Raw genomic sequence first — 25,064 nt, 5'->3', positions numbered from 1 at the left:
TATGGATCTTATTAATGCAATAATTCTTTTACTAAATTATATTTTTATTCCAGGACTTACTTATGGTTCTCAATTAGCTTTGGGTGCAATTTTTGTTACTTTAATTTATGGAATTCTGAGATTTGCTAATTTTGCAACTGGAGACATGATGTCATTTGGAACCATGATGACAATTTTATTCACTTGGTATTTTCAATCTTTAGGTATTTCTCTTGGAGTTCTGCCTACAGCTTTAATTGCACTTCCATTTGGTATTTTTTTTATGATTTTGTACATGCTTACAATCGATAAATTTGTTTTTAAGTATTACAGAACTCAAAAAAGTCCTCCAGTTCAGTTTGCCATGGTTAGTATCGGTGTGATGTTTGTGACCCAAGCAGTTGTTAGAATTATAATAGGTCCAGGAGATAGAAGGTTTTTTGATGGAGAAAAATTCATTATCAAGGCTAGAGAATTTAAAGAAATGACAGGTTTAAACGAAGGACTTGCCCTTAAATCTACTCAGGTCATTACTATTTTTGTTACAATAGTTTTAGTCTCTTTATTGTTCTGGTTTTTAAATAAAACTAAAACAGGAAAAAGCATGAAAGCTTACTCTGATAATGAGGATCTTGCTTTACTTTCAGGTATTGATCCAAAGAAAATAGTTTTAGTTACCTGGGTAATTGCAGGAATTTTAGCTACTATTGGAGGAGCTTTGTATGGTTTAGATAAAAGTTTTAAACCTTTCACTTACTTTAATAATATGCTTCCAATTTTTGCTGCAGCAATTGTTGGAGGAATTGGAAATCCTTTTGGTGCATTTTTGGGTGGCTATGTGATTGCTTTTTCAGAAATTTTATTAACATATGCATATAAGAAATTTTTTATGTACATATTACCTGAAAGTATGGAACCAGAAGGTCTAATTCAATTACTTTCGACCGATTACAAATTTGCAGTTTCATTTTCAATCTTGGTGATTGTATTACTTTATAGACCATCAGGGATATTCAAAGGGAAAGTATTGTGAGAAAAAATCTAAACGTTATTGCAGCATACAGTATCATGATGGTTCTAATTCTATTAGTTGGAATTTTTCAATCATGGAATATTGCATTATCAATATTTAATCTTTGCTTAATTTCGGCAGTAATGACAATGGGGGCTAATATTCAGTGGGGATATGCAGGTCTAATTAATTTTGGGATTATGGGATACACCGCATTAGGTGGTCTTGCAGCAGTTATTATTTCTGTTGATCCTGTTCAAGAAGCATGGAGAGTGGGTGGATTTGATATCTTAATGTGCTTATGGCTTATAATTGTAATGATACTTGTTATCAGATTCATTTTAAAAAATTTTGAGAAATCAAAATTAAGAACTTACAGTATAGCAGCACTTATTATAACAGGAATTATAATTATAAGAGTAACAGCAGAGCCAGGTATTGAAAAAATTGAAGCTGTGAATCCAGCAACAACTGGTTTCCTAGGCGGTTTTGGTTTACCAATAATTTTCTCATGGATCGTAGGAGCATTTTTTGCGGGTGGGTTAGCATTTATAGTTGGAAAAGTTGCTTTAGGTTTGAGAGCTGATTATTTAGCGATCGCAACACTTTTAATTTCTGAAATTGTAATAGCAATAATTAAGCATGAAGATTGGTTAACCAGGGGGGTTAAAAATGTAATTGGCTTAAAGAGGCCAGCTCCATATGAGGTCGATCTTCAGACTACAGATTGGTTTATAAATTTAGTTGAGAAATTTAAATCTGGTAAGTTAGATTTAATTACTGATTTATCTGAAAGACAAGCAGCATTGAGTCAATTTGTAATCGAAGGTTCTTCGATATTTGTTAAACTTTGCTACTCAGGTTTATTCTTGGTTGTAGTTATAATTCTTTTAATTTTAACTCAGAAAGCTCTTTATTCTCCATGGGGAAGAATGATGAGAGCAATAAGAGATAATGAAGAAGCAGCAAATGCTATGGGTAAAAATGTTGTGAAACAACATTTGCTAATATTTATTTTAGGTTCAGCAATTGTTGGTATAGCAGGAGCAATGTTAGTAACTCAGGATGGATTATTTACACCAGGAAGTTATAGACCCATGAGATATACTTTCTTAATTTGGGTAATGGTAATTGTTGGAGGTAGTGGAAATAACTTTGGAGCGATTCTAGGTGGTTTTGTCGTTTGGTTTTTATGGATTGAAGCAGCACCAATTTCAATGTATTTAATTAATTTATTTACTGCAGGTATTCCAGAAACAAATGCTATTAAAGCTCATCTTATTGAAAGTGTTCCTTATTTTAGATTTTTATTGATGGGTCTTGGTTTGTTGTTCATTATGAGATACCGACCCAAAGGTATACTTCCAGAAAAAGTAGAAATAAAATAATTTTACATGAAATATATTATTTTAGGTGCTGCAATTGCTTGGGCTATGTATATGGCTGACAAGTATATGTTTTGATGAATAGAAATCTTTTTCTATTAATTTCAAGTCAAGTTTTTGGCTTCACTGCAGCAAATGTAACAGTTTTTTTAAGTGGAATAATAGGAAGTCAACTTTCACCTATTAAATCTTTATCAACTTTTCCTCCTTCAATTTATGTTGTTGGTATTGCTATCTCTACTATTTTTGCAGCAAAAATTATGTCAATTATTGGTAGACGTTTAGGTTTTGTTTTGGCATCCATAGGGAGTTCTTTAGCTTGTTTAATTGCTGCTTACTCAATCTTCATTGATAGTTTTATAATATTCTCGTCTTCTTGTTTTATGCTTGGCACAGGAATGGCTTTCATTCATCAATATAGATTTGCAGCAGCTGAAACAGTTGAAAAAGAGAAAGCACCAAAAGCTGTTTCTATGCTTTTGTTAGCAGGAATTATTTCTGCATTTATAGGAATTACATTAGCAAATAAAACAAAAGATTTAATAGGCGATCATGTTTATGTTGGATCGTATATAGCACTAGCATGTTTAACTATTATGCCTGCAATTTTTTTAAGTTTTTATAAAAATTCAAATATCACTAATAAAAATATTTTAATAAATAATGATGTAAGAACTTATAGAGAATTTGTCTCTGATCCAAAATTCCTGCAAGCTATGATGGCTGCAACTTTTGGTTATGTGGTTATGGCATTTCTGATGACTGCAACTCCAATCAGTATGCATTATGTTCACAAATTAAGTGTAGATAAAGTTGGATTAGTTATCCAATTTCATGTGCTTGGAATGTTTCTTCCATCATTGTTCACTGGTAACCTAATAAAAAGATTTGGTTTTTCAAAAATAATGTACATGGGAGTGTTTTTTTATGCTTTAACGATATCATTAAGTCTGTTTGAGCCAAACTTTATAAATTATTTTGCATCGTTGATCTTTTTAGGCATAGGTTGGAATTTTTTATATATCTCAGGGACCAGCTTATTAGTAACTACTTATAACGAGCATGAAAAATTTAAAGCCCAAGGTTTTAATGACCTTATAGTTTTTTCTGCTACAGCAATTGGAAGTTTATCAGCAGGAATTTTAATTTCAGTTTTGAGTTGGAAAATAATAAATTTTATGTGTATCCCTTTTTTGATATTAATTTTGTATTCAATAATTAGAGCTGACTTCAAAAAAAGTATATAATGAACTGGTTATCTTATTTTGATCTAACTTTTTTTGAATTTTCATTCATTATTTTTACTGTTTTTATTGCTTCAATTATAAGGGGTTTTAATGGATTTGGTTTTTCAGCAACCTGTATTTCTGGCTTTTCTTTTGTAATTCCTACAATTGAAATTGTTCCAATTATTTTAATCCTTGAGGTTTTAATTAGTATTTTTATGGCTCCATACGTTTGGAAAAAAATTGACTGGAATATGGTTTTCAAAATTTTAATTGGCATGGCAATAGGCTCACCTTTTGGATTGTTTTTACTCAAATATCTCTCTCCAGAAATTACTCATTTATCGGTTTGTATAATCATTATCTTTTTCTCAATCTTATTAATGAAGGGATATACAAATAAAGGACTTAATAACGATAGAACAAAAGTTTTTACAGGAATTGTATCTGGCACCCTTAATGGATTAACGACACTAGGGGGTATGCCTGCTGCTTTATTTTTGTTAGTTACCTGTATTGAGCCGGCAGTAATTAGAGGAACTTTAACTGCGTTATTCTTTTTTACAGATATTTATGCGTTTGTGTTAAGTTTTTTTGCAGATATTGTCGACATGACAACAATTTATAGAACAATTACTTTGATAATTGTTTTGCCAATAGGAGTTTTCATAGGTGATAAATTTTTTGTTAAAAGCAAGGAAGTTCTCTATAGAAAAGTAGTATTTTACTTTTTAATAGTTATCTCAATATTTGGAATTTTTAGAATTATAAGTGGTTTATAAAAAAACCCCAGTAATAAAAATTACTGGGGTTTTTAATAAGATAAAAAATATTATCTTTGTTTTTTAGTTTTAAATTTTCCGCCTTTGATTTCTTGCTCTAAGAAAGAACCTTCAGCTTCACCAACTTCAGTAAAAGATACTCCAGTAGCACCTTCGTAATTTATCTTTTTACCTTTTGCTAGTAAGTCTAAACCTTTCTTTAATTCACCTGGGTAGATTTTAGTACCAGGAGCGTTAGCAACATCCATAACATTTTTTGCAATGGATGCTCTATCAGCAGAGTTACCTGCTTGCATTGCAAGAACGATCAAAGCAGCTGCATCATAAGACTCTCCAGTGTAAGGACCAGAAGAATCTATACCACCAGCTTTTGCAACTTCTGCAAATACACCAGCACCTTTACCAGTAGATCCTGGTAGAGATCCGAATGATTTGCTTAAGTCTTTCCCAAACGCATCAACTAATGATTGACCAATCATACCATCTGATAAAACGAAAGTATCAAATGCACCAGAGTCTAAAGAAGCTTGAATAATTCCTTTTCCTCCTTGGTCAAGATAACCAATAACTGCTACGGCATCACCACCAGCAGAAGCAAGAGTTGCTACTTCTGAAGAGTAATCAGCTTTACCATCTTCGTGAGCAGTTACAGTTGTTACTTTAATACCATGAGCTTCAACCGCTGCTTTGTAAACATCAGCCAAACCTTTTCCATAGTCATTGTTAGTATAAGTGATTGCAACACTTTTTACTTTTCTGTCTTTAGTAATGTCAGCTAAGATTTGACCACCTCTAGCATCTGATGGAGCAGTTCTAAAGAAATATCCATTATCATCTAGAGTAGTTAATCCTGGAGAAGTTGCTGAAGGTGAAATCATTACTACACCGTTTGGTACAGCAACATTTGTTGCAATAGCACCTGTTACACCTGAACAGTCAGCTCCCATAATTGCAGCTACACCACCTGATATCAAACCTTCAGCTGCTGCTGTTGCTGCTGCTGAGTCAACACAAGTTGAGTCTGCTCTCATTGCTTCAATTTTTTTCCCACCAAGTAATGAACCTGAATCTGAAGCCTCTTTAAATGCAAGCTCTGCAGATGCAGCCATAGCTGGAGTAAGAGATTCAATAGGACCAGTAAATCCTAATATGATTCCCATTTTGATCGAATGTCCGTCTGCCATAACGTTTGAACCAAAGCTTGATACAAACATAAATGCAGCGATAAATAGTTTTCTCATTATCTTCCTCTTTATTGTTAACAATTTATAAAATCTAATTTAAGTATGAATAATCTGAATATTCAATGACAAAATTGGCTTATTTTAAACTATTATCTGATAGAGAATGGGTCTAAAGATGGTTCATCTGATGTGTAGAACCAAGTTGTTTTTACTCTTGTGTAATCTTTAATTGAGTCAATTCCAGCTTCTTTACCGTATCCACTATCCTTGATACCTCCAAATGGAGCTGACGGTGAAATTAATCTGTAAGTATTAACAAATGTTATTCCAGCTCTAATTGCTTTTGATACTCTCATGCCTCTAGATAAACTGCTAGTATATACTCCAGAAGATAATCCATACTGATTGTCATTCATTTTTGAGATAACCTCTTCTTCAGTATCAAATTTCATTACTGATAAAACAGGTCCAAATAATTCATTTTCTGCAACAGGTAAATTATGATTATCACATTCAATTATAGTGGGTGGAAAATAATAACCTTTATTTGAAAAAGAATGTCTCTCACCACCACATTTAATTTTTCCACCTTGATCAATAGTTTCTTTAATATTTTTTTCTATTGTTTCTAATTGTTTAAAATTACTCAAAGGGCCCATTTCAGTTTCAGGATCCATAGGTGCTCCTATTTTTATTTTAGAAGCTCTTTCAGAAAGTTTGTTTAAAAATTCGTCATAGATACCTTTTTGAATATAAAGTCTTGAACCAGCTATACAACTTTGACCACTTGCTCCAAAAATCCCTGCTGTAATTCCATTAATTGCATTTTCTTGCTCGGCATCATCAAAAACAGCCACTGGACTTTTTCCTCCAAGCTCTAAACTCACTTCAGAAAGATTTTCTGCTGAATTTTTAATTATATGTCTTGCGGTTTCTGGTCCACCTGTGAAGGCAATTTTTTCAACTAAATCATGTGTTGTTAAAGTTTTTCCACATGGATCTCCAAATCCAGTTATTACATTTACTACTCCTTTAGGTATCCCAGTTTTTTCAATTAATTTGGCAAATTCAAATAATACCGCGGGTGCTAGTTCTGATGATTTAATTACAACAGTATTTCCCATTGCAAGTGCTGGAGCTAACTTAGTAGCAGTTAAAAACATTTGTGAGTTCCAAGGGATAATGGCTGCCACCACACCTATCGGTATTCTAGTGGTTATTGCTTGAATATTTGGTTTATCAATTGGCAAAACTGTACCTTCAACTTTATCAGCTAAACCTGCATAGTAATCGTAGTATTCTGCAATATAGATTGCTTGTTTTTTTGTTTCTCTAAACAATTTTCCTGTATCTATTGTTTCTATTTCCCCAAGCATTTCTGCATTTTCTCTTAACTGATCCCCAATAGCTCTTAAAAATTTTGCTCTTTCTTTAGGAAGTAATTTAGGCCATTCACCTTCGAATGCTTTTTGTGCAGCTTTAACTGCTTTATCAGTGTCTTTAGCACTTGCTTCAGGAACAACTGCCCAAGGTTCATTATTTTCTGGGTTTAAAGTTTCAAATGTTTTATTGTTTTCAGCATCGACCCACTGTCCATCGATATACATTTGATATTTTTTAAGTTTACTCATTTTCTTTAATAAAATTCTTAAGAGTTAAATTTACATCATCGGCACACTCAATACCACAAAGATGTTTTCCATCCTTGATTATCTTTAATTGGCTTTTTGGTATTAAAGCATTTAATTCTTGAGACATTTTAACTGTAGAGCCAATGTCATATTCTCCAGTCATAACTAAGGTGTGATTTTGAATTTTATTAAAATCCTCATCATTTTGATGTTTTACAAACAGCTCATAAACTTTCAGAAAATATTCCATATTATTAGCTGCTAAAATAGAGCTAATTTTATCATAAATACTTGGATGGTTTTCAATATACTTGTCTGTAAACCATCTTTTAAGAGCTTGTCTTGATAATTTAAGATCTTTCTTTGCTTGTTCAAATCTTTGATTTACAATTTTTTGTTGCTCTTCGGTCCTTTTATATATTGAGCATAAAAGAGTTAGTGATTGTAAATGTGAACTGTGATTGATAGCAAAATTTCTAGCAATCAAAGAACCTATTGAAAAACCAACCAAATGAATTTTTTTTATATTAAGGTGGTTAATTAAATCAATTAATTGATCCGAAAAGTCATCAAACGAAATTATTTCTTTATCTAAAGATGATTTTCCATGACCAAGAATATCATATGCAAGAGTACTATAATCATTAAAAAAATCTAATTGAGGTTTCCAAATCTCGTGGGTTAAACCTACACCATGAACAAATACAATTGGAATTTCTTGGTCTTTTTTTATGTATGAGTAAAAAGTTCCAGAAGCAGTAGTTCCAGTGGTCATCAAGATTTATTTGGGTTCAATTCCCATTTCTTTCATATCTTGATATCGATCACCTGTTCTAGCATGAGCTCTTCCACTAGATGCTCCACCTATCGCAATTACCACCTCATCATTAAATGGTGCATCATGTATAGTAAATTCATGTGTTAGATAATAAGGTCTTAACCCAGAGTCAGTTTTATGCATCATAGGGATAGAAATTTTTGATCCAGCTGGTCCTCTTGTATTTGTAAAACTTAAATAAGATGTGCCTCCCACAGCGTCTCTAAATTTATTTCCAAATCTCAAAGTGTGAATAAATGCTGATGCATGCTCTATTTCTCCATCCAGTCCAACTACTCCTGCTTTACCATATGCTAGTATTTTTTCTGGAGATCCTATTTCTTTTATTAATTCTGGAACAAGTAAATCACCTAACTTAGGAGCCAGATCTAAAATAGTTGGTCTTAAGTCTTCAACAAATCCTTGACCATGCCATGGATTTTTAAAAACTGCAGCAACAGATACTAATAATACAGGCTCTTTTGCTTCCTTGCCTCCTTCAATAAAAGTTTTGTCTACAAATTTTGAAAATTTTCTTAGCTCTAATTTCATTTTTTAATTCTATGTTGAAAACTATCTCTTCTAAAACTGTATAATGCTTTCGGATCTACATCAACATCTATCACGGCAGGTTTATTACTTTTTATTGCAGCTCTAACTGCTTCATTTATTTCAGAAACTTTTTTGACTTTAAATCCTTTTGCCCCATATAATTCAGCAACTTTGTCAAAAGATGGACTTGTTATATCAGCACCTAAATATCTTTTACCAAAAAAATCTTTTTGATAAGCTTTTTCGGCTCCCCAACTTTGATTATTCATCACTATAGTTGTTGTATTTATTCCATATTCAACAGCTGTGCTTAATTCAGAAATAGTCATTCCAAAACCACCATCACCCATCAAACTTACAACTGTTTTTTTTGGTTTTGCAACTTTTACTCCAAGTCCACAAGCGAAAGAAAAACCAACTAGGCCAAAATCTAGGGGTGTAAATAGAGAAGGGGGATCATAGTATTCTAAAGCGTCTGTTGCTTGTAAGCACAAGGTTCCTGCATCTAAAGTGATCGCTGAATTTTTAGGTAATACTTTTCTTAGTTGTTTAAACAAACCTTTTGGTTGGATTGGAAAATTTTTTCCTAAATTTTCATTTTCTCTATTATTTAAAAATTCTTTTCTTTCTTTAAAATACAAATCAGTCCATTTTTTTACATCTAATTTGATTTTTTCTTTTTTAATTTCTTTATATAATTGAACAGTTGCTGTTGCAGCATCTGCATGAATTCCTATTGATACTGGAAAATACTTTCCAATCATTTTTTTTTCTAATTCAATTTGAATTATTTTTGCTTTTTTATTTATATTTTCATAAGAGTAAAATGTTGAATTAAATCCTAGCCGAGTACCGATAGCCAAAATAACATCTGCTTCTTTGACTAATCTTGATGCAACAGGATTGCCTCTTGGTCCCATTTGCCCTGCATTTAATTTATGACTAAATGGTATAGCATCTCCATGACCTGCGGCTGTAACAATTGGAACATTAAGCAATTCTGCCAATTTAATAACTTCTCTATATTTTGAGTTATATTTTATTCCAGCCCCAACAATTATTGTTGGATTTTTTGATTTCAGTAGCAATTTAGTTGCTTTATTTATTCTCTCTTTATTTCCTTTAAGATTACTTTCACTTGAGAAAGAAGGTTTATTTAAATTAATATTGTAAGTATTTTTTTCCGCCAATATGTTTCTTGGAAGATTGATACAAACAGGTCCTCTTCTTGGTTTCATTGATAAATTAAATGCATCACCAATTACTTTAGGAACAATCTTAGAATTTTTTACAGTCCAAGTTTTTTTTGTAATTGGAGTAAACAAGGATTGTTGATCTAGGCCTTGAAAAGCATCTTCCATTTTATCTTTTGTCGAGTAAGAACCTGCAATCGCAACTACAGGAGAGAAAGCGGCTTTTGCTTGCGCTACCCCAGTCACTAAATTTGTTGCACCTGGTCCATTTTGACCTGCAATAATTACGCCATGCTTATTAGATGCTCTTGCATATCCATCAGCCATATGTGTTCCAGTTCGCTCATCTCTAACTCCAATAAATTTTATACTTTTTTCATGATAAAGAGCATCAAACATTTCCATTGTTGCAGAACCAATTAAACCAAAAACGTGTTTAGTTTTTTCTCTCTTAAGAGCTCTAACGGCAGCTTGACCACCGCTTATTTTTCGTTTGGAGTTGATCACGAAACTTTTTTAACTTCAGTTCCTAAATCATCTTGAAAATGAGGCATCACTTTTTCTGTAAAAAGTTTAATACTTTTCATACAATCTTTATGTTTCACACCAGGAAAGTTTGACCAAACTTGCAAGTTTTGTAAATTTAATTCAGATTTTAATTCATGAATTTTATCAATCACATATTCAGGTGTTCCAAATAACATGTTTCTTTTGTGTAAAAATTCATAATTTAATAAATCCAGCTTACCTTTGGTTTCTGGAAGTTCTTCACCTGGATCCATATGATTGCCTAGACCACGCCAATGACAAACCCAACGCATATAATTTACCATGTGTTCACCAGCTTTTTCTTTAGCTTCTTCCATTGTATCAGCTACAAACATATCTCTAACAAGAGATACACCTTCACCTAAAGGAATATTTTTTTTGGTTACCTCAGATCTTTTATTTTTATAAGCTTCAAATTTTGCCTTTAGAGCTTTTACTGTTGGTATCCACATTATAATATTAATATTATTCTCAGCTGCCCACTCAATTGATCTAATTCCATCAACTACTTGATGAATAGGAGGATAAGGTTTCTGAAAAGGTTGTGGCAAAACACTAATTTTTTTCATCGTGTTATCTTCCATATTCATAAATTCTTCACTTGGCGGACTCATATCGTGCTGCCAAACGTAATTTGGAGAAGGATAAGTATAAAACTCACCTTGATGATTGAAAAACTTTTCGCTCCATGCTTTTTTTAGCACTTCTAATGTTTCAGCAAACAATCTAAAGTTTTTTGCCTGATCTTTAAGATCAGCTTCTTTATTCAAATTGATTGCTTCTCTTCCATAGATTCCTCTAGCAACACCAACCTCAACTCTTCCTTTTGAAAGTTGATCTAGTGTTGCAATATCTTCTGCTAGTCTTATAGGATTGTGAAATGTAATTACATTTGCAGCTTGTCCTATTCTAATATTTTTTGTTCTTGCAGCCGCATCTACTCCCATCATAATTGGGTTAGTGCATGACTCCATTCCTTCATGATTAAAGTGGTGTTCAGTAAACCAAATAGAGTTCCAATTATTTTGATCACAATATTCTGTGATTTCTTTAGTTTCGTCTAATAATTGATGATAGGGTTTGTGTGTCCAATTAGTGGTATTGCAAAAATAACCAAATTTCATAAAGCCTCCTTTAAAAGTTAATTTAAAGACGACCGATCCCACTTTCGTAAATCTTTGATTTTAACGACGAGTTATGTATCGCTTTATAAAACAAGGATATCATTTTTTTTATGTACTGGATATCAAAAAAGTTTTTCTTTATGCGTCCATTTACCTTTTCTAGTTTTGGGTAAAAATTTACTTAAATCTGACAAGGCTTTTTCAGCTAATTTTCTGTATGTAGTTAATTTTCCTCCGTAAATATTGAGTAATGGTAAACCTTTTTGTGTATTTAAGTCAAAAACATAGTCTCTAGTAACTTTTGAAGCTTCATTGAAGTCTTCTATTAAAGGTCTTATTCCTGAGTAAGTTTCCACTATATCTTTTTTACTAATCTGTTTTTTTAAGTAATTATTTACTGAGTTTATTAAATATACTGTTTCTTTTTCTGATATTTTTTTATTCTCAGGAGATTTAACTTCCACTTCTGTAGTTCCTATTAATGAAAATTTTTCTTTATATGGAATTACAAAAATTATCCTTTTATCTGTATTTTGAAATGTAAATGCTACATCAGGTTTATATAATTTTTTTGTAATCAAGTGACTTCCTTTCACTAATCTAATTTTATTTTTTGACTTAATTTTAATATTTTTTTTTAAAGTTTCATTAATCCATGGACCAGATGCGTTAATTAAAACTTTAGACTTTATTTTTTTTCCATTTTCAAGATTCACAACCCATATATTTTCAACTATTTCAGCTTTTTTTACTTTGTTGTATTCTAATATTTTAGCTTTATATTTTTTTGCAGATTTAATATTTAATTTGGTTAATTTTTTATCATCTATTTGAACATCATAATATTGAAAGCCAGTTTTATATTTTTCTTTAAGAATGTTAGGTAATTTTTTAGTTAAGTTTAAAGTTTTTGATTTTGGTATCATTGTTTTACCACCCAAATTATCATATAAAAACAAACCCATTTGAATTAGCCAGGCCGGCCTAATCTTATCAACATATGGTATGATAAATGGGATCGGTTTAGAGATTTGTTTTGCAATATTATAAATAGTTTCTCTTTCTCTTAAAGATTCTCTTACTAATTTAAATTCATAATTTTCTAAATAACGAAGACCACCGTGTATTAATTTTGTTGACCATGAGGAAGTAGCACCTCCAATCTCACCTTTGTCAGCTAAACAAACAGACAAACCTCTGCCTGCAGCGTCCCTTGCTAAGCCTGCTCCGTTTATACCACCACCTATAATGAATAAATCAAATACTTTTGACATTTAAAATTTTAATTGTTTATAAATTTTATTGAAAAATTTTCAATGAGTTAGAAAATTCTATCGCTGATATTCTACAAATTTTTTTAATGATTGATTTAAGAATTTTTCATAAATCTGACCTGTATTTAAGTATTTTTTAGAGTTAAGGAAAGATTTATTCATTTTAAAATCATATGAAGGCTCAAAGAAAAAAGGGACAGACAGTCTTTTACTTTTATTCCATAAAACCCTGTGATTAGTCGCTTTAAATTTATTTTTTGTTAAAAATTCTAGCGCTCTACCTGTATTTACTACTAAAGCTTTTTTATTGAACGGTACATCATACCATTTTTTTGTCTTTCTATTCTGTACTTGAAGACCACCTTTTTTATCTTGGTAGAGAACTGTAAATATTCCACTATCAACATGCGTCTCACATCCAAGCGCAACCCCATCTTGTTTTGAAATCTCTACTGGTTTTGTTTGATTTGGATAATAATTAAATCTTAAGGTACTTAATGTTTTGAGTCTTGAAAAAGCTTTTGATGATATATTTGGGTTTTTTTTATTAAGTTTTATTACACTTTTAAATAATGTCTCACTTAAATTATAGATACTATCAAAATAGTTATTCAAAATTTTTATGGATTTTTTGCTGAAACAACTTTCTAGATTTAAATGTTCAATGTATTGATTTTTTAGTCTAGATGAATAATTTTCTGTAACCCTTAAATCGCCTATATCTAATCCTTCTTTCCCATTTACATCATTAGGAAAGTAACCTCTATAAACATTGTTATTTTTTTTATTCCATTTTTTTGGAGATAATTTTTTCTTTTCTTTATCGGTTAAATTAAAAAATTTATTCCCAATTTCGCAGGTTTCTTTTATTCGATTTAAATTTAACCCATGTCCTGTAATTTGGAAAAAACCAATATCAACACATGCTTTTTCAATTTTCTTTAATGTTTTAATCGCATTTAGTGTATCAAAGTTATTTTTGAGAAGTGATGATATATTAATAGTTGGGATATAGCTTTTCGTCATCTTCTAACTGGTGTTTCGGTTGCAATATATTGATCACGTACTCTTTCTCTTAAGTAAATATAAATTCCTGCAGCTATTATACAGGCTACACCAATAAAAGTTTTAGCAGACGGAATTTCATTGAATAAAAAATATCCTGGTATCATAGACATAATTATTAAAGAGTATTCAAATAACGATACAACAGAAGGAGATGCAACAATGTAGGCAGAAAATATACAAACAAAAGCTATTGATGCTGCAACTCCAAAAAATAAAATAAATTTCCAAGTATATTCAAAATTTGTAAACCATTCTCTGAAAATAAATTGAGTTGTTGGATCAAAATTGACATTATTGAATTGACCATTACCCATAAACATATAAATAACCCCACATAATATTAGAGCAATCAAATAAAAATAAAAAAGCTGTGTGTTCACATCATCTTTATCTGATGTATATTTTGTGATTGTCATTGAGGCTGCATAAAAAAAAGCACATCCAACAGGAAGTAGACTTTTGTATTCAAAATCTGAAAAATTTGGATCTAAAACTATAAACACCCCAATAAAACCAAATACAATTGCAGACCATCTTCTAATCCCAATAAATTCTTTTAAAAAAAATTTGGCAAAGATTGACACAAAAAAAGGGCAGGAGAAAAAAAGTGCATTAGCAGTAGCTAATGGCATGTAAGTTAAGGAGATGAAGAAAGCAGAAAATGCTAAAAAGTGAAAAGTCACTCTTACCAAGGTTAAAAAGGGATAATGAGTTTTTAAAATTACTTTTTGTCCTCTTATTTTTATGTACCCAAATAACAAAATTGCAGCAACAAAGTATCTGCCAAAAAAAATTTCATATAATGCCGCTTTTTCAAAAATAAATTTGATTAATGAGTCCTGCATTGCAAATAAAGTCATTGCAATAATAATAAGAACAATTCCTTTAGAGTTATTATCGGTACTCATTTCGCACCTATATCAAAATACGATAATGAATAATATTTAATTATTTCTTCAGTTTTGAAGAGAACAAAAGATTTTCACTTGAAAATTCGACTTCATTTTCCTTTATAAAAGTAGTCATCAACCTCAACTTTTCTTCTTCGAATTCTGTTACCTTTCTTTTACTGAGATCAATATACAGGGATATCCATTCCATTGATGCTGAGATTTTTTTTGTTTCTTTTGCAACCATTTCCATTTTTAAATGTAATCGTTTTTTATCATGGTCAAAATATGTAAGGTTTATATCGACAGTTTCACCTTCTTTGACCTCATTAAGATATTTAGTATTTGTCTCGACAACCATTGTGCTTCTATTAAGATTTTTTGCTGCACTTGCTCCCATTTTAAACTTTTCAAGTGCTACTTCCCATGCTTCATCAAATATTAAAACATAATAAGCCATGTTCATATGGTTGTTATAATCAACCCAGTTCTTTGTGATAGTGAAGCTTTTAAGAAAAACAGACATTTAATTTTTTAATTTAATATTAATATCATATAATAAAGTATTAATGAAAAAAGTATTAACAGCCAGTTGTTTATGCAAAGGTATAAAGTTTAAAACACTTAATAAACTAAGAAGTGTATCTAATTGTCATTGTGTGCAATGCAGAAAAACTCATGGTATATTTGGCGCCTATACAAACATTAAAGACAAAGAAATTAAATTTTTAAACAAAACTACTTTAAAGTGGTTTAAGTCTTCTAAGAATTCCAAGAGAGGTTTTTGCAATAAATGTGGGGCAAGTATATTTTTTAAAGTTGATAAATCTGACAATGTTTCAATTTCTGCAGGGATGTTTGACGGTAAAACAAAACTAAAAACTTTTAGAAATATATTTGTAGGTTCAAAGTCAGATTTTTATCAAATCAATGACAAACTTCCAAAATTTAAAAGATTTGCTAAATAACAATATTTTAAGATTTAGTTAAAGAAGACTGCAATTCTTGATTAGTAATATAGCCTTTGATATTACCATTCTTATCGACCACTTCACAATTTGAATCTGAACAAACTATTTGAGGTAAAAATTCTTCAATAAATTGATCTTCATTTACTTTAATGACGTTTGATTTATCAATATTTTCAGATTCATTTAAATTTTTCATGATTATTTTTGCTTTTATTACTTTTGCTCTATTAACATCTTTAACAAAAGCTTTTACGTAATCATCTGCAGGATTCATTATAATTTCTTCTGGAGTTCCAACTTGTACTAATTTTCCTGAATTTAAAATTCCAATATGGTCACCTAATCTCAACGACTCATCAAGATCATGAGTAATAAATACAATTGTTTTTTTTAATTCTGATTGAAGATCAATAAGTTGTTTTTGCATATCACTTCTTATAAGTGGATCTAGAGCACTGAAAGCTTCATCCATCAACATTATGTCAGTATCAGTTGCCAATGCTCTTGCTAAACCAACACGCTGCTGCATACCACCAGATAATTGATTTGGATATTGATTTTCAAATCCATTTAATCCAACAGCATCAATTTTTTCCATTGAGATTTTATTTCTGTCATCTTCTGACTTACCTTGCATTTCCAAACCATAGCCAACATTTTGTAAAACTGTTTTATGCGGGAATAAACCAAACCTTTGAAAGACCATACTCATTTTGTGTCTTCTAAACTCAATCAGTTTTTCTTTATCAAGCGACATCACATTCGTGCCCTCAACCAAAATTTCACCATCAGTTGGATCTATAAGTCTATTTAAATGTCTAATCAATGTGGATTTTCCTGATCCTGAAAGACCCATGCAAACAAACGTTTCGCCTTCTTCAATTTTAAGAGATACATTATCTAAACCAACCGTGTGCCCAGTTTTTTCTAATATTTCATCTTTAGTTGAACCTTCCTTGACCATTGGAAGTACTGATTTTGGATTATTGCCAAAGATTTTATATACGTTGTTAATTTCGATTTTTGACATCAATAAGTTCTAACAGTTCATAGAGCATAATGTAAAACAATTTCTATACAACTTTTAATTGATTTTTTATAAATTCGATTTTGTTTGATTTTGTTAGTCATTTAAATAATCATTTAAATAATGACCAAATCAGATCAAGATATTCGATGCGAACTATCTGCTCTTTATAGAATTTTACACATGTATGGAATGACAGATTTAGCCAATCAATGTGCGGGAGCTAGATCAGCTGAAGATAAAGATTGTTCTTTTGTTCACCCTTATGGAATGTTTTATGAAGAGATTACTGCATCATCTTTAGTAAAGATTGATAAAGATGGAAGAAAAATAAATTCCGAAGATCCTTGGTTAAATGATGGTTGTATCAATCTTGCACAATGGATTTTTAATTCACGTTCTGATGTTAACTTTTATATTCATGGACATGCTAACGATGTTATGGCAGTTGGAGGAACTAAAGAAGGTTTAATGTATCTTTCACAAGCAGCAGTCTATTTAAATCATTTAATTGGATACATTGATTATGAATTTGTTGAAGATAAAGATTTTGGAAAAAAATTTGAAAATCTTATAGGGAAGCACGATATTTTAATTACAAGAAATCATGGATACTACACTGTAGGTAAAACTGCAGCAGAGGCTTTTTTTAGAGCTTACTATTTAGAACAGGCATGTGCTGTTCAAGTTAAAAACTTATCTATGGGACTAAGTAAGCATGAAATAGATAAACAAAAAGCTGCTTATTTTTGGGACAATATGAGTAGTTCAGATGACTATAATTATGATGGAAAAACAGAGTGGGCTGCATTATTAAGAAAGTTAGATCGTGAAAATTCAAATTATAAAAGTTAATGGAACAAAATTATAAAATTGAAAATATAATTAAAAATTCTACCAATTTAGAAGTTGATTGGAGTGATGGAAAAAAAAGCAGGTTTAATTATTTATGGTTGAGAGACAACTGTCCTACAGCACACGATAAAGACTCTCGTCATAGAATGTTTAACATTCTTAAAGTATCTAAAGATATTAATCCTAAAAAATTTTCTTTGAACAATGATGGTAAACTCCAAATTGAGTGGAGTGAAGGAGATCATGTTAGTTATTATGATCAAAAATGGCTTAGAGACAATTGTTATACAATTAAAAACAATTTAGAATACAAATCACCCTACAAGCTTTGGGACAATTCTCTTCAAGATGATTTAAAATCTGTAGAAATTGATCATGATGAAATTATTAACTCAGATGAAGGCTTAATAAAATGGTTAGAGCTTTTGCATCATACTGGAATTGCAATTGTAAAAAATGCACCGACAGATGAGAACTCTGGGTTTAAAGTTTTAAATAGAATTAGTCATACTAGAGAAACTTTTTTTAAAACTCCATTTGAGGTAATTAATATTCCAAAACCAAATAATTCTGCTTACACAGCGCATGCTTTGAGAAATCATATGGATTTACCTTGGTTTGAAACACCTCCAGGTTATCAATTCCTTCACTGCTTGGTAAATTCTGCAAATGGTGGAGACTCCTCAGCTGTAGATGGATTTGCAGTTGCAGATTATTTAAGAAAAAATGAAAAAGAAATCTTTGATACACTAGTTAATGTTCATTTAAAATTTAGAGATATGGATTACACACAACAGTCAGTAAGAAGTTATTACGCGCCTGCAATTTCTTTAACTAAAGATAATGATTATCATGACATTAGATTTAGTGTTGCAACTATGGATGCCTTAGATTGCCATCCTGATTTAATGGATAAAGTTTATAAAGCTCATCATCGATTTGGAAATTTATTACACGATGATAAATTTCAAATTAAATTTAGATTAAGTCCAGGAGATATATTTACTTTCAACAATAGAAGATTGCTTCATGGGAGAACTGAATTTGATCCAAACTCAGGTCACAGACATCTCCAAGGATATTACATGGATCGTGATGAAATTATTGGAAGATTAAGGTATTTGAGAAATTCAAATTAATTCCAACCAGTTACGTTTTTTATCTCTAAAAATTCTTCCAATCCCCAAACTCCTCCCTCTCTACCATTTCCAGATTGCCTATAACCACCAAAAGGAGTTCCAACATCAGCTGCATTACCGTTTATGTAGACACATCCTGATCTTAATTTTTTTGCAACTCTATGTGCTTTTTCTTTATCATCGGTTTGAAGATAATTTCCTAAACCATAAGAAGTATCGTTTACAATTTTCACTGCTTCATCTTCAGTATCAAACGGAATAATTGATAAAACAGGCCCAAAGATTTCTTCCTTTGCAATTCTCATCTCATTAGTAACATCTGTGAAAATAGTTGGTTTAATAAAATATCCTTTATTTAAACCATTTGGCAATTCTGGTCCTCCAGCAGCCAAAGTTGCTCCCTCAGAAATTCCACTTTCAATAAGATTTATAATTTTATCGTACTGAACTTTTGAAATTACAGGACCAATGTGATCTCCTTTTTTAGTCGCTTGATCAACTTTAATTTTATTAGCTTCATCAACAGCTTCTTTTACTGCTCTTTCATAAATAGATTTTTCAACCAACATTCTGGTAGGTGCATCACATGATTGTCCTGAATTACTCATTACATTTCTGATACCATCTCTAACTGCATCTTTATAACTGTCAGCAAAAACAATATTTCCACCTTTGCCTCCAAGTTCTAAACAAACTCTTTTGATTGTATCAGCAGCATTTTTAGAAATTAATTTCCCAGCCCTTGTTGAACCTGTAAAAGAAACCATATCAATATCAGGATGACTTGAAATATCTGTTCCAACTCCAGCACCATCACCATTTACTAAATTAAAAACTCCTTTAGGAAAACCAGCTTCATGGATCATTTCAGCAAACAACATTCCCGATATAGGAGCAATTTCTGAAGGCTTTAAAATCATTGTACATCCAGTTGCAAATGCTGGAGCAACTTTAAGAGCAATTTGATTTATTGGCCAATTCCAAGGAGTAATTAATCCACAAACTCCAATTGGTTCATAACAAATATGGTTATTTGATTTTTCATCAAAATGTTCTTCGAAGTTAAAATTTTTAAGTCTTAGTATAAAATCCTCTAAATGATCTCTTCCTGATGCGGTTTGAACATCAGTCGACCAATCTATTGGAGCGCCCATTTCCAATGAAATAGCTTCTGCCATTTCATTAAATCTTTTATTATAAATAGTTAATAATTTTTCTAATAATTTAATTCGTTCCTCTTTTGAGGTTTCTTTCCAAGTTTCAAATGCTGTTTTTGCAGCTTTTACAGCTCTATTTGTATCTCCAGTGGATCCTAGAGAAATTACTGCACAAGGATCTTCATTACATGGATTGATAACATCAAAGTCATTCTTCTTAACTGGTTCTACCCATTCACCATCAATATAAAATTTTCTTTTATCTAACATGATTTTATTTTAGCATACTATTTAGATTTCATATCCTTTTTCCTCAGGCTCATTATCAACTAATTCTTCTGGGAAACCTTTAGCTCTAAAATCAATATTATTTAAATCTTCCATTCTTTTTACAATCATAGATGACCACGCTCTAGATCCATATTTTTTTTGTCCATCTTTAAATATTTCAACAACTTTTGGAGATATCTCCAGTGGAGCATTTAACTTTTTTGCTAGATCATCAAATAGACCTGTATCTTTTAAAACTAAATCCATTGTAAAATTAATATTATATGAACCATTCAAAATTACCTGACTTTCTGTTTCGTGAACAAATGAATTTCCTGATGATGCAGCAATTCCCTTAAAGGTCTTTTCAAGATCTAGGTTAGATTTTTTAGCAACTGTCCAAGCTTCTCCTAAAGCAACTAAATGTACTGAGGCTAAATAATTTGTAATTACTTTAAGAGTACTTGCTGTACCCAATTCACCAGTATGTAATACTTTTCTACCCATGACTGTTAAGACAGGTAAAATTTTTTCAAATGCTTTTCTCTCACCACCTACAAAAATTGCAATATTTCCTGTCGCAGCTCTATGACAACCACCACTTACTGGGCCATCTAAAGGTGTAGCATTTTTCGCAATTACTTTTTCACCAATTCTCTTTACTTCAGCTTCATCGGTAGTACTCATTTCAAGCCAGATTTTATTTTCAGAAAGGCCCTGAAGCACTCCATCTTCAGCTTCCATAACTTCTGCGCTTACTTTTAGAGATGGTAAAGAAGTAATTACAAGATCAACTTGTTCTGCAAGTTCTTTTCCAGAGTTTGCAACTTTTGCACCTAAATTTTTAAATTGATCTGTTAAATTTTGATCTACATCTCTTACAGTTAAATCAAATCCATTTCTCAGTAAACTTCCTGCAAGTTTAGCACCTACATTTCCTAGACCAATAAAACCTATTTTCATTATTTTACCTCTTCTTTTTTATTTTTTGTAAAAACTATTAATATGACACCAACAATTATTATTGCTCCACCAATGAATAGTTCTTTGGTCGGCTCTTCCCCTAAGAGAAAAATTGCAGCTAATAATCCTGTTGGAGGAATTCCCATGGTCACAATTGGTAGAACTTTATAAATTGGATTATTTTTTATGACATAATAAAAACAACCATAGGTAACTGGCTGCATTATAAAACCAATGTAAATTGCAATTATCCAATGATCAATTTTTGCATTAGCGATATAATTTATGGTATTTCCATCAATGATTGCTGATAATAATATTAAAATTGGACCAGAAAATAACGCCATCCAAGCAACCAATGCTAAAGGATTAATTTCTTTACTTAAAGGTTTCACCATCACTTGTCCAAGAGCCCAAATAGCTGAGCCTAGTATCGTCAATCCAATACCAATAATTTTTCCATCTAAATTTGGTGAGCCAGTTAAAACATAAACACCGATAAACGCTATACCAATACCAATTAAAGCCCTAACTGTAGGTTTTTCTTTAAGCATGAAGTAAGCAAAAATAACTCCAAACGGCACCTCCATTTGAACCAATAAAACTGCAGACGATGCATCAATCAAATCTAAGCCAGAGTAAGTAATGCTGTATTGCAATGTGTTAGCTATTAAAGAAGCTATGAAGATTTTTAGCAAGTAGCCCCTTGGTATTGGAAACCACCATATTAAAATTGAAGCCGCAAAGATAAATCTCAAGCCCATTAACAAAATTGGTGGAAAAGAATCGAAAGCTGGTTTTGCAATAACAAAACCAAAACCTAAAAATATTGGAACCAATGATGCAATGAAGGTATCTTTTAAATTCATGTCGTTAGTTTAATATTAATGATTATTAAAGAACTTCTGATATATTCATCTTTTAAAATATGAATTCAACAAAAATAGATCCAAAATACATTAGCAAATCAAACCCAAGAGTTGGTTTAATAGCTCTTGCAAGTGACTTTATGATCGAGAGAGATTTCATCAATGTAATAAAAGACAGGGAAATCGATTTTTTTGTTAACCGTATTGAGTGTTACAATCCTTTAACCAGAGAAAATCTGATTAAAATGTCTAATAAAGTAACGGAGGTTACAAAAGATATTTTACCAGATCAAGATATAGATTGTGTTGTTTATGGTTGTACCTCTGGAACTATTGCTGCTGGATATAATTCAATTGAACAAAAAGTAAAAGCGGCAAAACCAATGGCTGATGTTACAACTCCTAGCACTGCAGCAATTAAAGCTTTAAAAAAATTAAATATAAATAAAATTTCTTTGTTTACACCTTATAGCAAAAAACTAAATGATGAGGTTTTAGAATATTTTAAAACTGAGGGATTTGAAATTACTTCTAATTCTTACTTTGATATCGAGGCTGATTATGACATTGGTAAAGTAGATCAAAATTATTTATATGACGTATTATCTAAAATTGATTTAAATGGGGCAGAGGCTTTGTTTGTTTCATGTACGGCACTACCTGTGTTGCCAATTATTGATAAACTTGAAAAAAAATTAAACACAGCAGTTTTATCTAGCAATCAAGCATTAATTTGGGATACACTTGTAAAAATAAATAAAAATAATTCTGTTGAAGGATTCGGAAAATTATTCGAGGTAAACTAATGTCATTTACTAAAGAAGAATACAAACAAAGATTAAAAAAAGTTCAAAAAATGATGCAAGAAAAAGGCATCGAACTTTTAATTTCTCATGACACAAATAATTTATATTATTTAACTGGTTATGATGCTTGGTCTTTTTATTATGCCCAATGTGCAATTGTTCATGTAAATGCAGATGAGCCATTATGTTTTGTTAGAGCTCAAGATGCAGGTGGAGCTTACATAAAAACTTATTTAAAAGATGAAAATATTTTAGTGTATGACGAAGAATATATTCATACTTGGCCCAAACATCCTTACGATAGATTAGTTGAAATTATCAAAGAGAGAAAATGGGATAATCTATCAATCGGATTAGAGATGGATGCTCACTATTTCACAGCTTTTTGTTATGAAAAAATAAAACAAGGATTGCCAAATGCTAAATTAAAAGACAGTGATCGATTAGTGAACTGGGCAAGATTTACAAAATCTGATGCAGAAATTAATTATATGAAATCAGCTGCAAAAATTTCTGAAAGCGCTATGAAAACTGCAATGGAAGTCATCAATCCAGGTGTTCGTCAGTGTGATGCTGTGGGAGAAATCCAAAAAGCACTTTTTTATGGGACAGAAGAATTTGGTGGTGAATATGCAAGTATTGCAACTTTACTACCCACAGGAAAAGGGACTTCTGCTTCTCATTTAACAGCAACTCAAGATAAATTTGTGAAAGGGGAGGCAACAATTATTGAGCTTTCTGGAACTTATAAGAGATATCATGCACCAATGGCTAGAACAGTTTTACTTGGAGAGCCTAATCAGCAAAAAATTGATACGATGAATAAAACTATTGAAGCATTAAACTCTGGTATTAGTGCAATTAAAGCAGGAAATACTGTAGATGATGTTGCTCAAGCTTTTTGGAAAATACTCGATAAATATGGTATCGAAAAAAGATCAAGAACTGGTTATTCAATAGGGATTGGTTACCCTCCTGATTGGGGTGAGCATACTCTTAATATATATAAAGGAGACAAAACAGTTCTTCAGCCAAATGTTTGTTTTCATATGATTGCTGTAATGCAATTTGGTGATTGGGGCGTTGAGGCGTCTGAGGCTATTAGGGTTACAGAAAACGGTTCAGAGTTATTTTGTAATTTTCCAAAAGAGCTTCATATCAAGAGTTAATTTACTATTGAAATCTACTTTCACAAATGTTTAATAATCAACTTTATGTCTAAAAATCCAGAATTCGTAAAATTTGATAAAGTAGATAAAAGTTATGACGGTAAAGTACTCGTCGTTAAAGATCTTCAATTAGATATTGCTGAAGGTGAATTTATAACGATGCTTGGACCATCTGGTTCAGGTAAAACAACTTGCCTAATGATGTTAGCTGGATTTGAAACTCCAACTAATGGAGAAATTTTATTAGACGGAAATATTATTTCAAACATTCCACCTCACAAAAGAGGAATTGGAATGGTGTTCCAAAATTATGCACTGTTTCCGCACATGACAGTTTATGAAAATTTAGCCTTTCCTTTAAGAGTAAGAAAAGTTGAAAAAGGTGAAATTGATAAAAAAGTAGATAAAGCTTTATCAATGGTTTCTTTAAATGGATTTGAATCTAGAATGCCAGCACAACTTTCTGGAGGACAACAGCAAAGGGTTGCTGTTGCACGAGCACTTGTGTTTGATCCAGCAGTTGTCTTGATGGACGAACCGCTTGGTGCATTAGATAAAAATTTAAGAGAGAGCATGCAGTATGAAATTAAACATATTCATGAAAGCATTGGTGTAACAGTTGTTTATGTAACTCATGATCAAAGTGAAGCTCTTACTATGTCAAACAGAATAGCTGTATTTAACGATGGTAAAGTTCAACAGTTATCTGATCCAGCAGAACTATATGAGAAACCAGTAAACTCTTTCGTTGCAGAATTTATTGGTGAAAATAATACTTTTAATGGTGAAGTGTCTGATATTGATAAAGATAAATGTAAAGTTAAATTAGGTAATGCAGAAATTTTAGCTAATCCTATTTCGGTAAAATCAAAAGGTGAAAAAACTACAGTATCTTTAAGACCAGAAAGAGCTTTAATAAATCCAACTGACAAAATGGATAATATGTTTACTGGAAAAATTGAAGAAGTTATTTACCATGGTGACCACACACGAGTTAGACTGGACTTACTTGGTAGTTCTGAGTTTATTTTAAAAGTACCAAATAGTACCTCAAATCTTGAGCTAAAAGTTAAAGAAGATATCAATATTGGTTGGAACAGTGTTGATGCTAGAGCTTTAGATCCAAAATAATTTCATTTAAAAATCCAAATCATTATAAGATAAAATGAGCT

At 31.3% G+C, this 25,064-nt stretch carries 24 protein-coding genes; 10 read left to right on the top strand and 14 right to left on the bottom strand.

Annotation, left to right across the window (positions count from 1 at the left end):
• Position 1 precedes the first annotated feature (1 nt).
• The 4 genes from ACTTAR_RS07005 to ACTTAR_RS06990 all read left to right on the top strand — a co-directional run bounded on the left by ACTTAR_RS07005 (position 2) and on the right by ACTTAR_RS06990 (position 4,384).
• Positions 2-1,012, top strand: a complete 1,011-nt coding sequence (locus tag ACTTAR_RS07005; RefSeq protein ID WP_440651770.1) for a branched-chain amino acid ABC transporter permease — start codon at positions 2-4, stop codon at positions 1,010-1,012.
• 35 nt (positions 1,013-1,047) lie between these two features.
• Positions 1,048-2,379, top strand: a complete 1,332-nt coding sequence (locus ACTTAR_RS07000; RefSeq protein ID WP_440681195.1) for a branched-chain amino acid ABC transporter permease — start codon at positions 1,048-1,050, stop codon at positions 2,377-2,379.
• Positions 2,380-2,453: 74 nt separating this feature from the next.
• Complete coding sequence (locus tag ACTTAR_RS06995) at positions 2,454-3,623, top strand: MFS transporter (RefSeq protein ID WP_440681090.1); 1,170 nt, start codon at positions 2,454-2,456, stop codon at positions 3,621-3,623.
• Positions 3,623-4,384 (top strand): sulfite exporter TauE/SafE family protein, encoded by a 762-nt coding sequence (locus ACTTAR_RS06990; protein WP_440681089.1) that lies wholly within the window; start codon positions 3,623-3,625, stop codon positions 4,382-4,384. The genes ACTTAR_RS06995 and ACTTAR_RS06990 overlap by 1 nt, the downstream gene beginning before the upstream one ends.
• Positions 4,385-4,434: 50 nt before the next feature.
• Here the strand turns inward: ACTTAR_RS06990 and ACTTAR_RS06985 are convergent, their stop codons facing one another.
• The 10 genes from ACTTAR_RS06985 to ACTTAR_RS06940 form a co-directional block, all read right to left on the bottom strand.
• Positions 4,435-5,625: an ABC transporter substrate-binding protein gene (locus ACTTAR_RS06985; protein WP_440681088.1), complete on the bottom strand. Its 1,191-nt coding sequence runs from the start codon at positions 5,623-5,625 to the stop codon at positions 4,435-4,437.
• A gap of 92 nt (positions 5,626-5,717) precedes the next feature.
• The gene (locus tag ACTTAR_RS06980) at positions 5,718-7,199 is read right to left on the bottom strand and encodes an aldehyde dehydrogenase (RefSeq protein WP_440681087.1); all 1,482 of its coding nucleotides are present in this window, start codon (positions 7,197-7,199) and stop codon (positions 5,718-5,720) included.
• Positions 7,192-7,974, bottom strand: a complete 783-nt coding sequence (locus ACTTAR_RS06975; RefSeq protein WP_440681086.1) for an alpha/beta fold hydrolase — start codon at positions 7,972-7,974, stop codon at positions 7,192-7,194. The genes ACTTAR_RS06980 and ACTTAR_RS06975 overlap by 8 nt, the downstream gene beginning before the upstream one ends.
• 6 nt (positions 7,975-7,980) lie before the next feature.
• Positions 7,981-8,568 carry an amino acid synthesis family protein gene (locus ACTTAR_RS06970; protein WP_075506232.1) on the bottom strand — a complete coding sequence of 196 codons (588 nt, stop codon included), beginning with the start codon at positions 8,566-8,568 and terminating at the stop codon, positions 7,981-7,983.
• Positions 8,565-10,268 carry a thiamine pyrophosphate-binding protein gene (locus tag ACTTAR_RS06965; RefSeq protein ID WP_440681085.1) on the bottom strand — a complete coding sequence of 568 codons (1,704 nt, stop codon included), beginning with the start codon at positions 10,266-10,268 and terminating at the stop codon, positions 8,565-8,567. The genes ACTTAR_RS06970 and ACTTAR_RS06965 overlap by 4 nt, the downstream gene beginning before the upstream one ends.
• A complete protein-coding gene (locus ACTTAR_RS06960; protein WP_440681084.1) occupies positions 10,265-11,434 on the bottom strand; it encodes an LLM class flavin-dependent oxidoreductase in 1,170 nt (389 codons plus the stop codon). Before ACTTAR_RS06960 ends, ACTTAR_RS06965 begins: the two co-directional genes overlap by 4 nt.
• A gap of 122 nt (positions 11,435-11,556) precedes the next feature.
• Positions 11,557-12,708 carry a glycerol-3-phosphate dehydrogenase gene (glpD, locus tag ACTTAR_RS06955; RefSeq protein WP_440698117.1) on the bottom strand — a complete coding sequence of 384 codons (1,152 nt, stop codon included), beginning with the start codon at positions 12,706-12,708 and terminating at the stop codon, positions 11,557-11,559.
• A 57-nt stretch (positions 12,709-12,765) separates the two neighbouring features.
• The gene (locus ACTTAR_RS06950; protein ID WP_440698115.1) at positions 12,766-13,734 is read right to left on the bottom strand and encodes a 2OG-Fe(II) oxygenase family protein; all 969 of its coding nucleotides are present in this window, start codon (positions 13,732-13,734) and stop codon (positions 12,766-12,768) included.
• Entirely contained in the window at positions 13,731-14,684 is a 954-nt protein-coding gene (locus ACTTAR_RS06945; protein ID WP_440698114.1) for a DMT family transporter, read from the bottom strand. The genes ACTTAR_RS06950 and ACTTAR_RS06945 overlap by 4 nt, the downstream gene beginning before the upstream one ends.
• 40 nt (positions 14,685-14,724) lie before the next feature.
• On the bottom strand, positions 14,725-15,192 hold the full coding sequence (locus ACTTAR_RS06940) for a thioesterase family protein (protein ID WP_440698113.1): 468 nt from the start codon (positions 15,190-15,192) through the stop codon (positions 14,725-14,727).
• A gap of 43 nt (positions 15,193-15,235) precedes the next feature.
• Between ACTTAR_RS06940 and ACTTAR_RS06935 the strand changes: the two genes are divergently transcribed.
• Entirely contained in the window at positions 15,236-15,634 is a 399-nt protein-coding gene (locus ACTTAR_RS06935) for a GFA family protein (RefSeq protein ID WP_440698112.1), read from the top strand.
• Between the two features lie 7 nt (positions 15,635-15,641).
• Here ACTTAR_RS06935 and ACTTAR_RS06930 read toward each other — a convergent pair whose 3' ends face one another.
• The gene (locus ACTTAR_RS06930) at positions 15,642-16,667 is read right to left on the bottom strand and encodes a quaternary amine ABC transporter ATP-binding protein (protein WP_440698111.1); all 1,026 of its coding nucleotides are present in this window, start codon (positions 16,665-16,667) and stop codon (positions 15,642-15,644) included.
• 120 nt (positions 16,668-16,787) lie between these two features.
• Here ACTTAR_RS06930 and ACTTAR_RS06925 point away from each other — a divergent pair, with 120 nt between their 5' ends.
• Together ACTTAR_RS06925 and ACTTAR_RS06920 are read left to right on the top strand one after the other, a co-directional pair.
• Positions 16,788-17,519, top strand: a complete 732-nt coding sequence (locus tag ACTTAR_RS06925) for a class II aldolase/adducin family protein (protein WP_440698110.1) — start codon at positions 16,788-16,790, stop codon at positions 17,517-17,519.
• Positions 17,519-18,658, top strand: coding sequence for a TauD/TfdA family dioxygenase (locus ACTTAR_RS06920; RefSeq protein WP_440698109.1), 1,140 nt, complete (start codon positions 17,519-17,521; stop codon positions 18,656-18,658). The genes ACTTAR_RS06925 and ACTTAR_RS06920 overlap by 1 nt, the downstream gene beginning before the upstream one ends.
• Here the strand turns inward: ACTTAR_RS06920 and ACTTAR_RS06915 are convergent.
• Genes ACTTAR_RS06915 through ACTTAR_RS06905 form a run of 3 tightly spaced genes read right to left on the bottom strand, consistent with a single transcriptional unit; the run spans position 18,655 to position 21,917 of the window.
• A complete protein-coding gene (locus tag ACTTAR_RS06915; RefSeq protein WP_440698108.1) occupies positions 18,655-20,085 on the bottom strand; it encodes an aldehyde dehydrogenase family protein in 1,431 nt (476 codons plus the stop codon). The two genes, ACTTAR_RS06920 and ACTTAR_RS06915, sit on opposite strands and share 4 nt — an antisense overlap.
• A gap of 21 nt (positions 20,086-20,106) precedes the next feature.
• Positions 20,107-21,048, bottom strand: a complete 942-nt coding sequence (locus tag ACTTAR_RS06910; RefSeq protein ID WP_440698107.1) for an NAD(P)-dependent oxidoreductase — start codon at positions 21,046-21,048, stop codon at positions 20,107-20,109.
• Positions 21,048-21,917, bottom strand: a complete 870-nt coding sequence (locus ACTTAR_RS06905) for a DMT family transporter (RefSeq protein WP_440698106.1) — start codon at positions 21,915-21,917, stop codon at positions 21,048-21,050. Before ACTTAR_RS06905 ends, ACTTAR_RS06910 begins: the two co-directional genes overlap by 1 nt.
• Before the next feature lie 59 nt (positions 21,918-21,976).
• On the opposite strand from ACTTAR_RS06905, the gene ACTTAR_RS06900 reads away from it, so the two are divergent.
• The 3 genes from ACTTAR_RS06900 to ACTTAR_RS06890 are packed head-to-tail and all read left to right on the top strand — an operon-like array spanning position 21,977 to position 25,023.
• Positions 21,977-22,723 (top strand): maleate cis-trans isomerase family protein, encoded by a 747-nt coding sequence (locus ACTTAR_RS06900; protein ID WP_440698105.1) that lies wholly within the window; start codon positions 21,977-21,979, stop codon positions 22,721-22,723.
• Entirely contained in the window at positions 22,723-23,892 is a 1,170-nt protein-coding gene (locus tag ACTTAR_RS06895; protein ID WP_440698104.1) for a M24 family metallopeptidase, read from the top strand. Before ACTTAR_RS06900 ends, ACTTAR_RS06895 begins: the two co-directional genes overlap by 1 nt.
• A 45-nt stretch (positions 23,893-23,937) precedes the next feature.
• Positions 23,938-25,023 carry an ABC transporter ATP-binding protein gene (locus ACTTAR_RS06890; RefSeq protein ID WP_440698103.1) on the top strand — a complete coding sequence of 362 codons (1,086 nt, stop codon included), beginning with the start codon at positions 23,938-23,940 and terminating at the stop codon, positions 25,021-25,023.
• The last annotated feature ends 41 nt before the right edge of the window (positions 25,024-25,064 follow it).

The sequence above is a fragment of the Candidatus Pelagibacter sp. HIMB1709 genome (genome assembly GCF_052047635.1).
Lineage (GTDB): Bacteria > Pseudomonadota > Alphaproteobacteria > Pelagibacterales > Pelagibacteraceae > Pelagibacter.
This window is presented reverse-complemented; position numbering and strand designations above follow the sequence as displayed.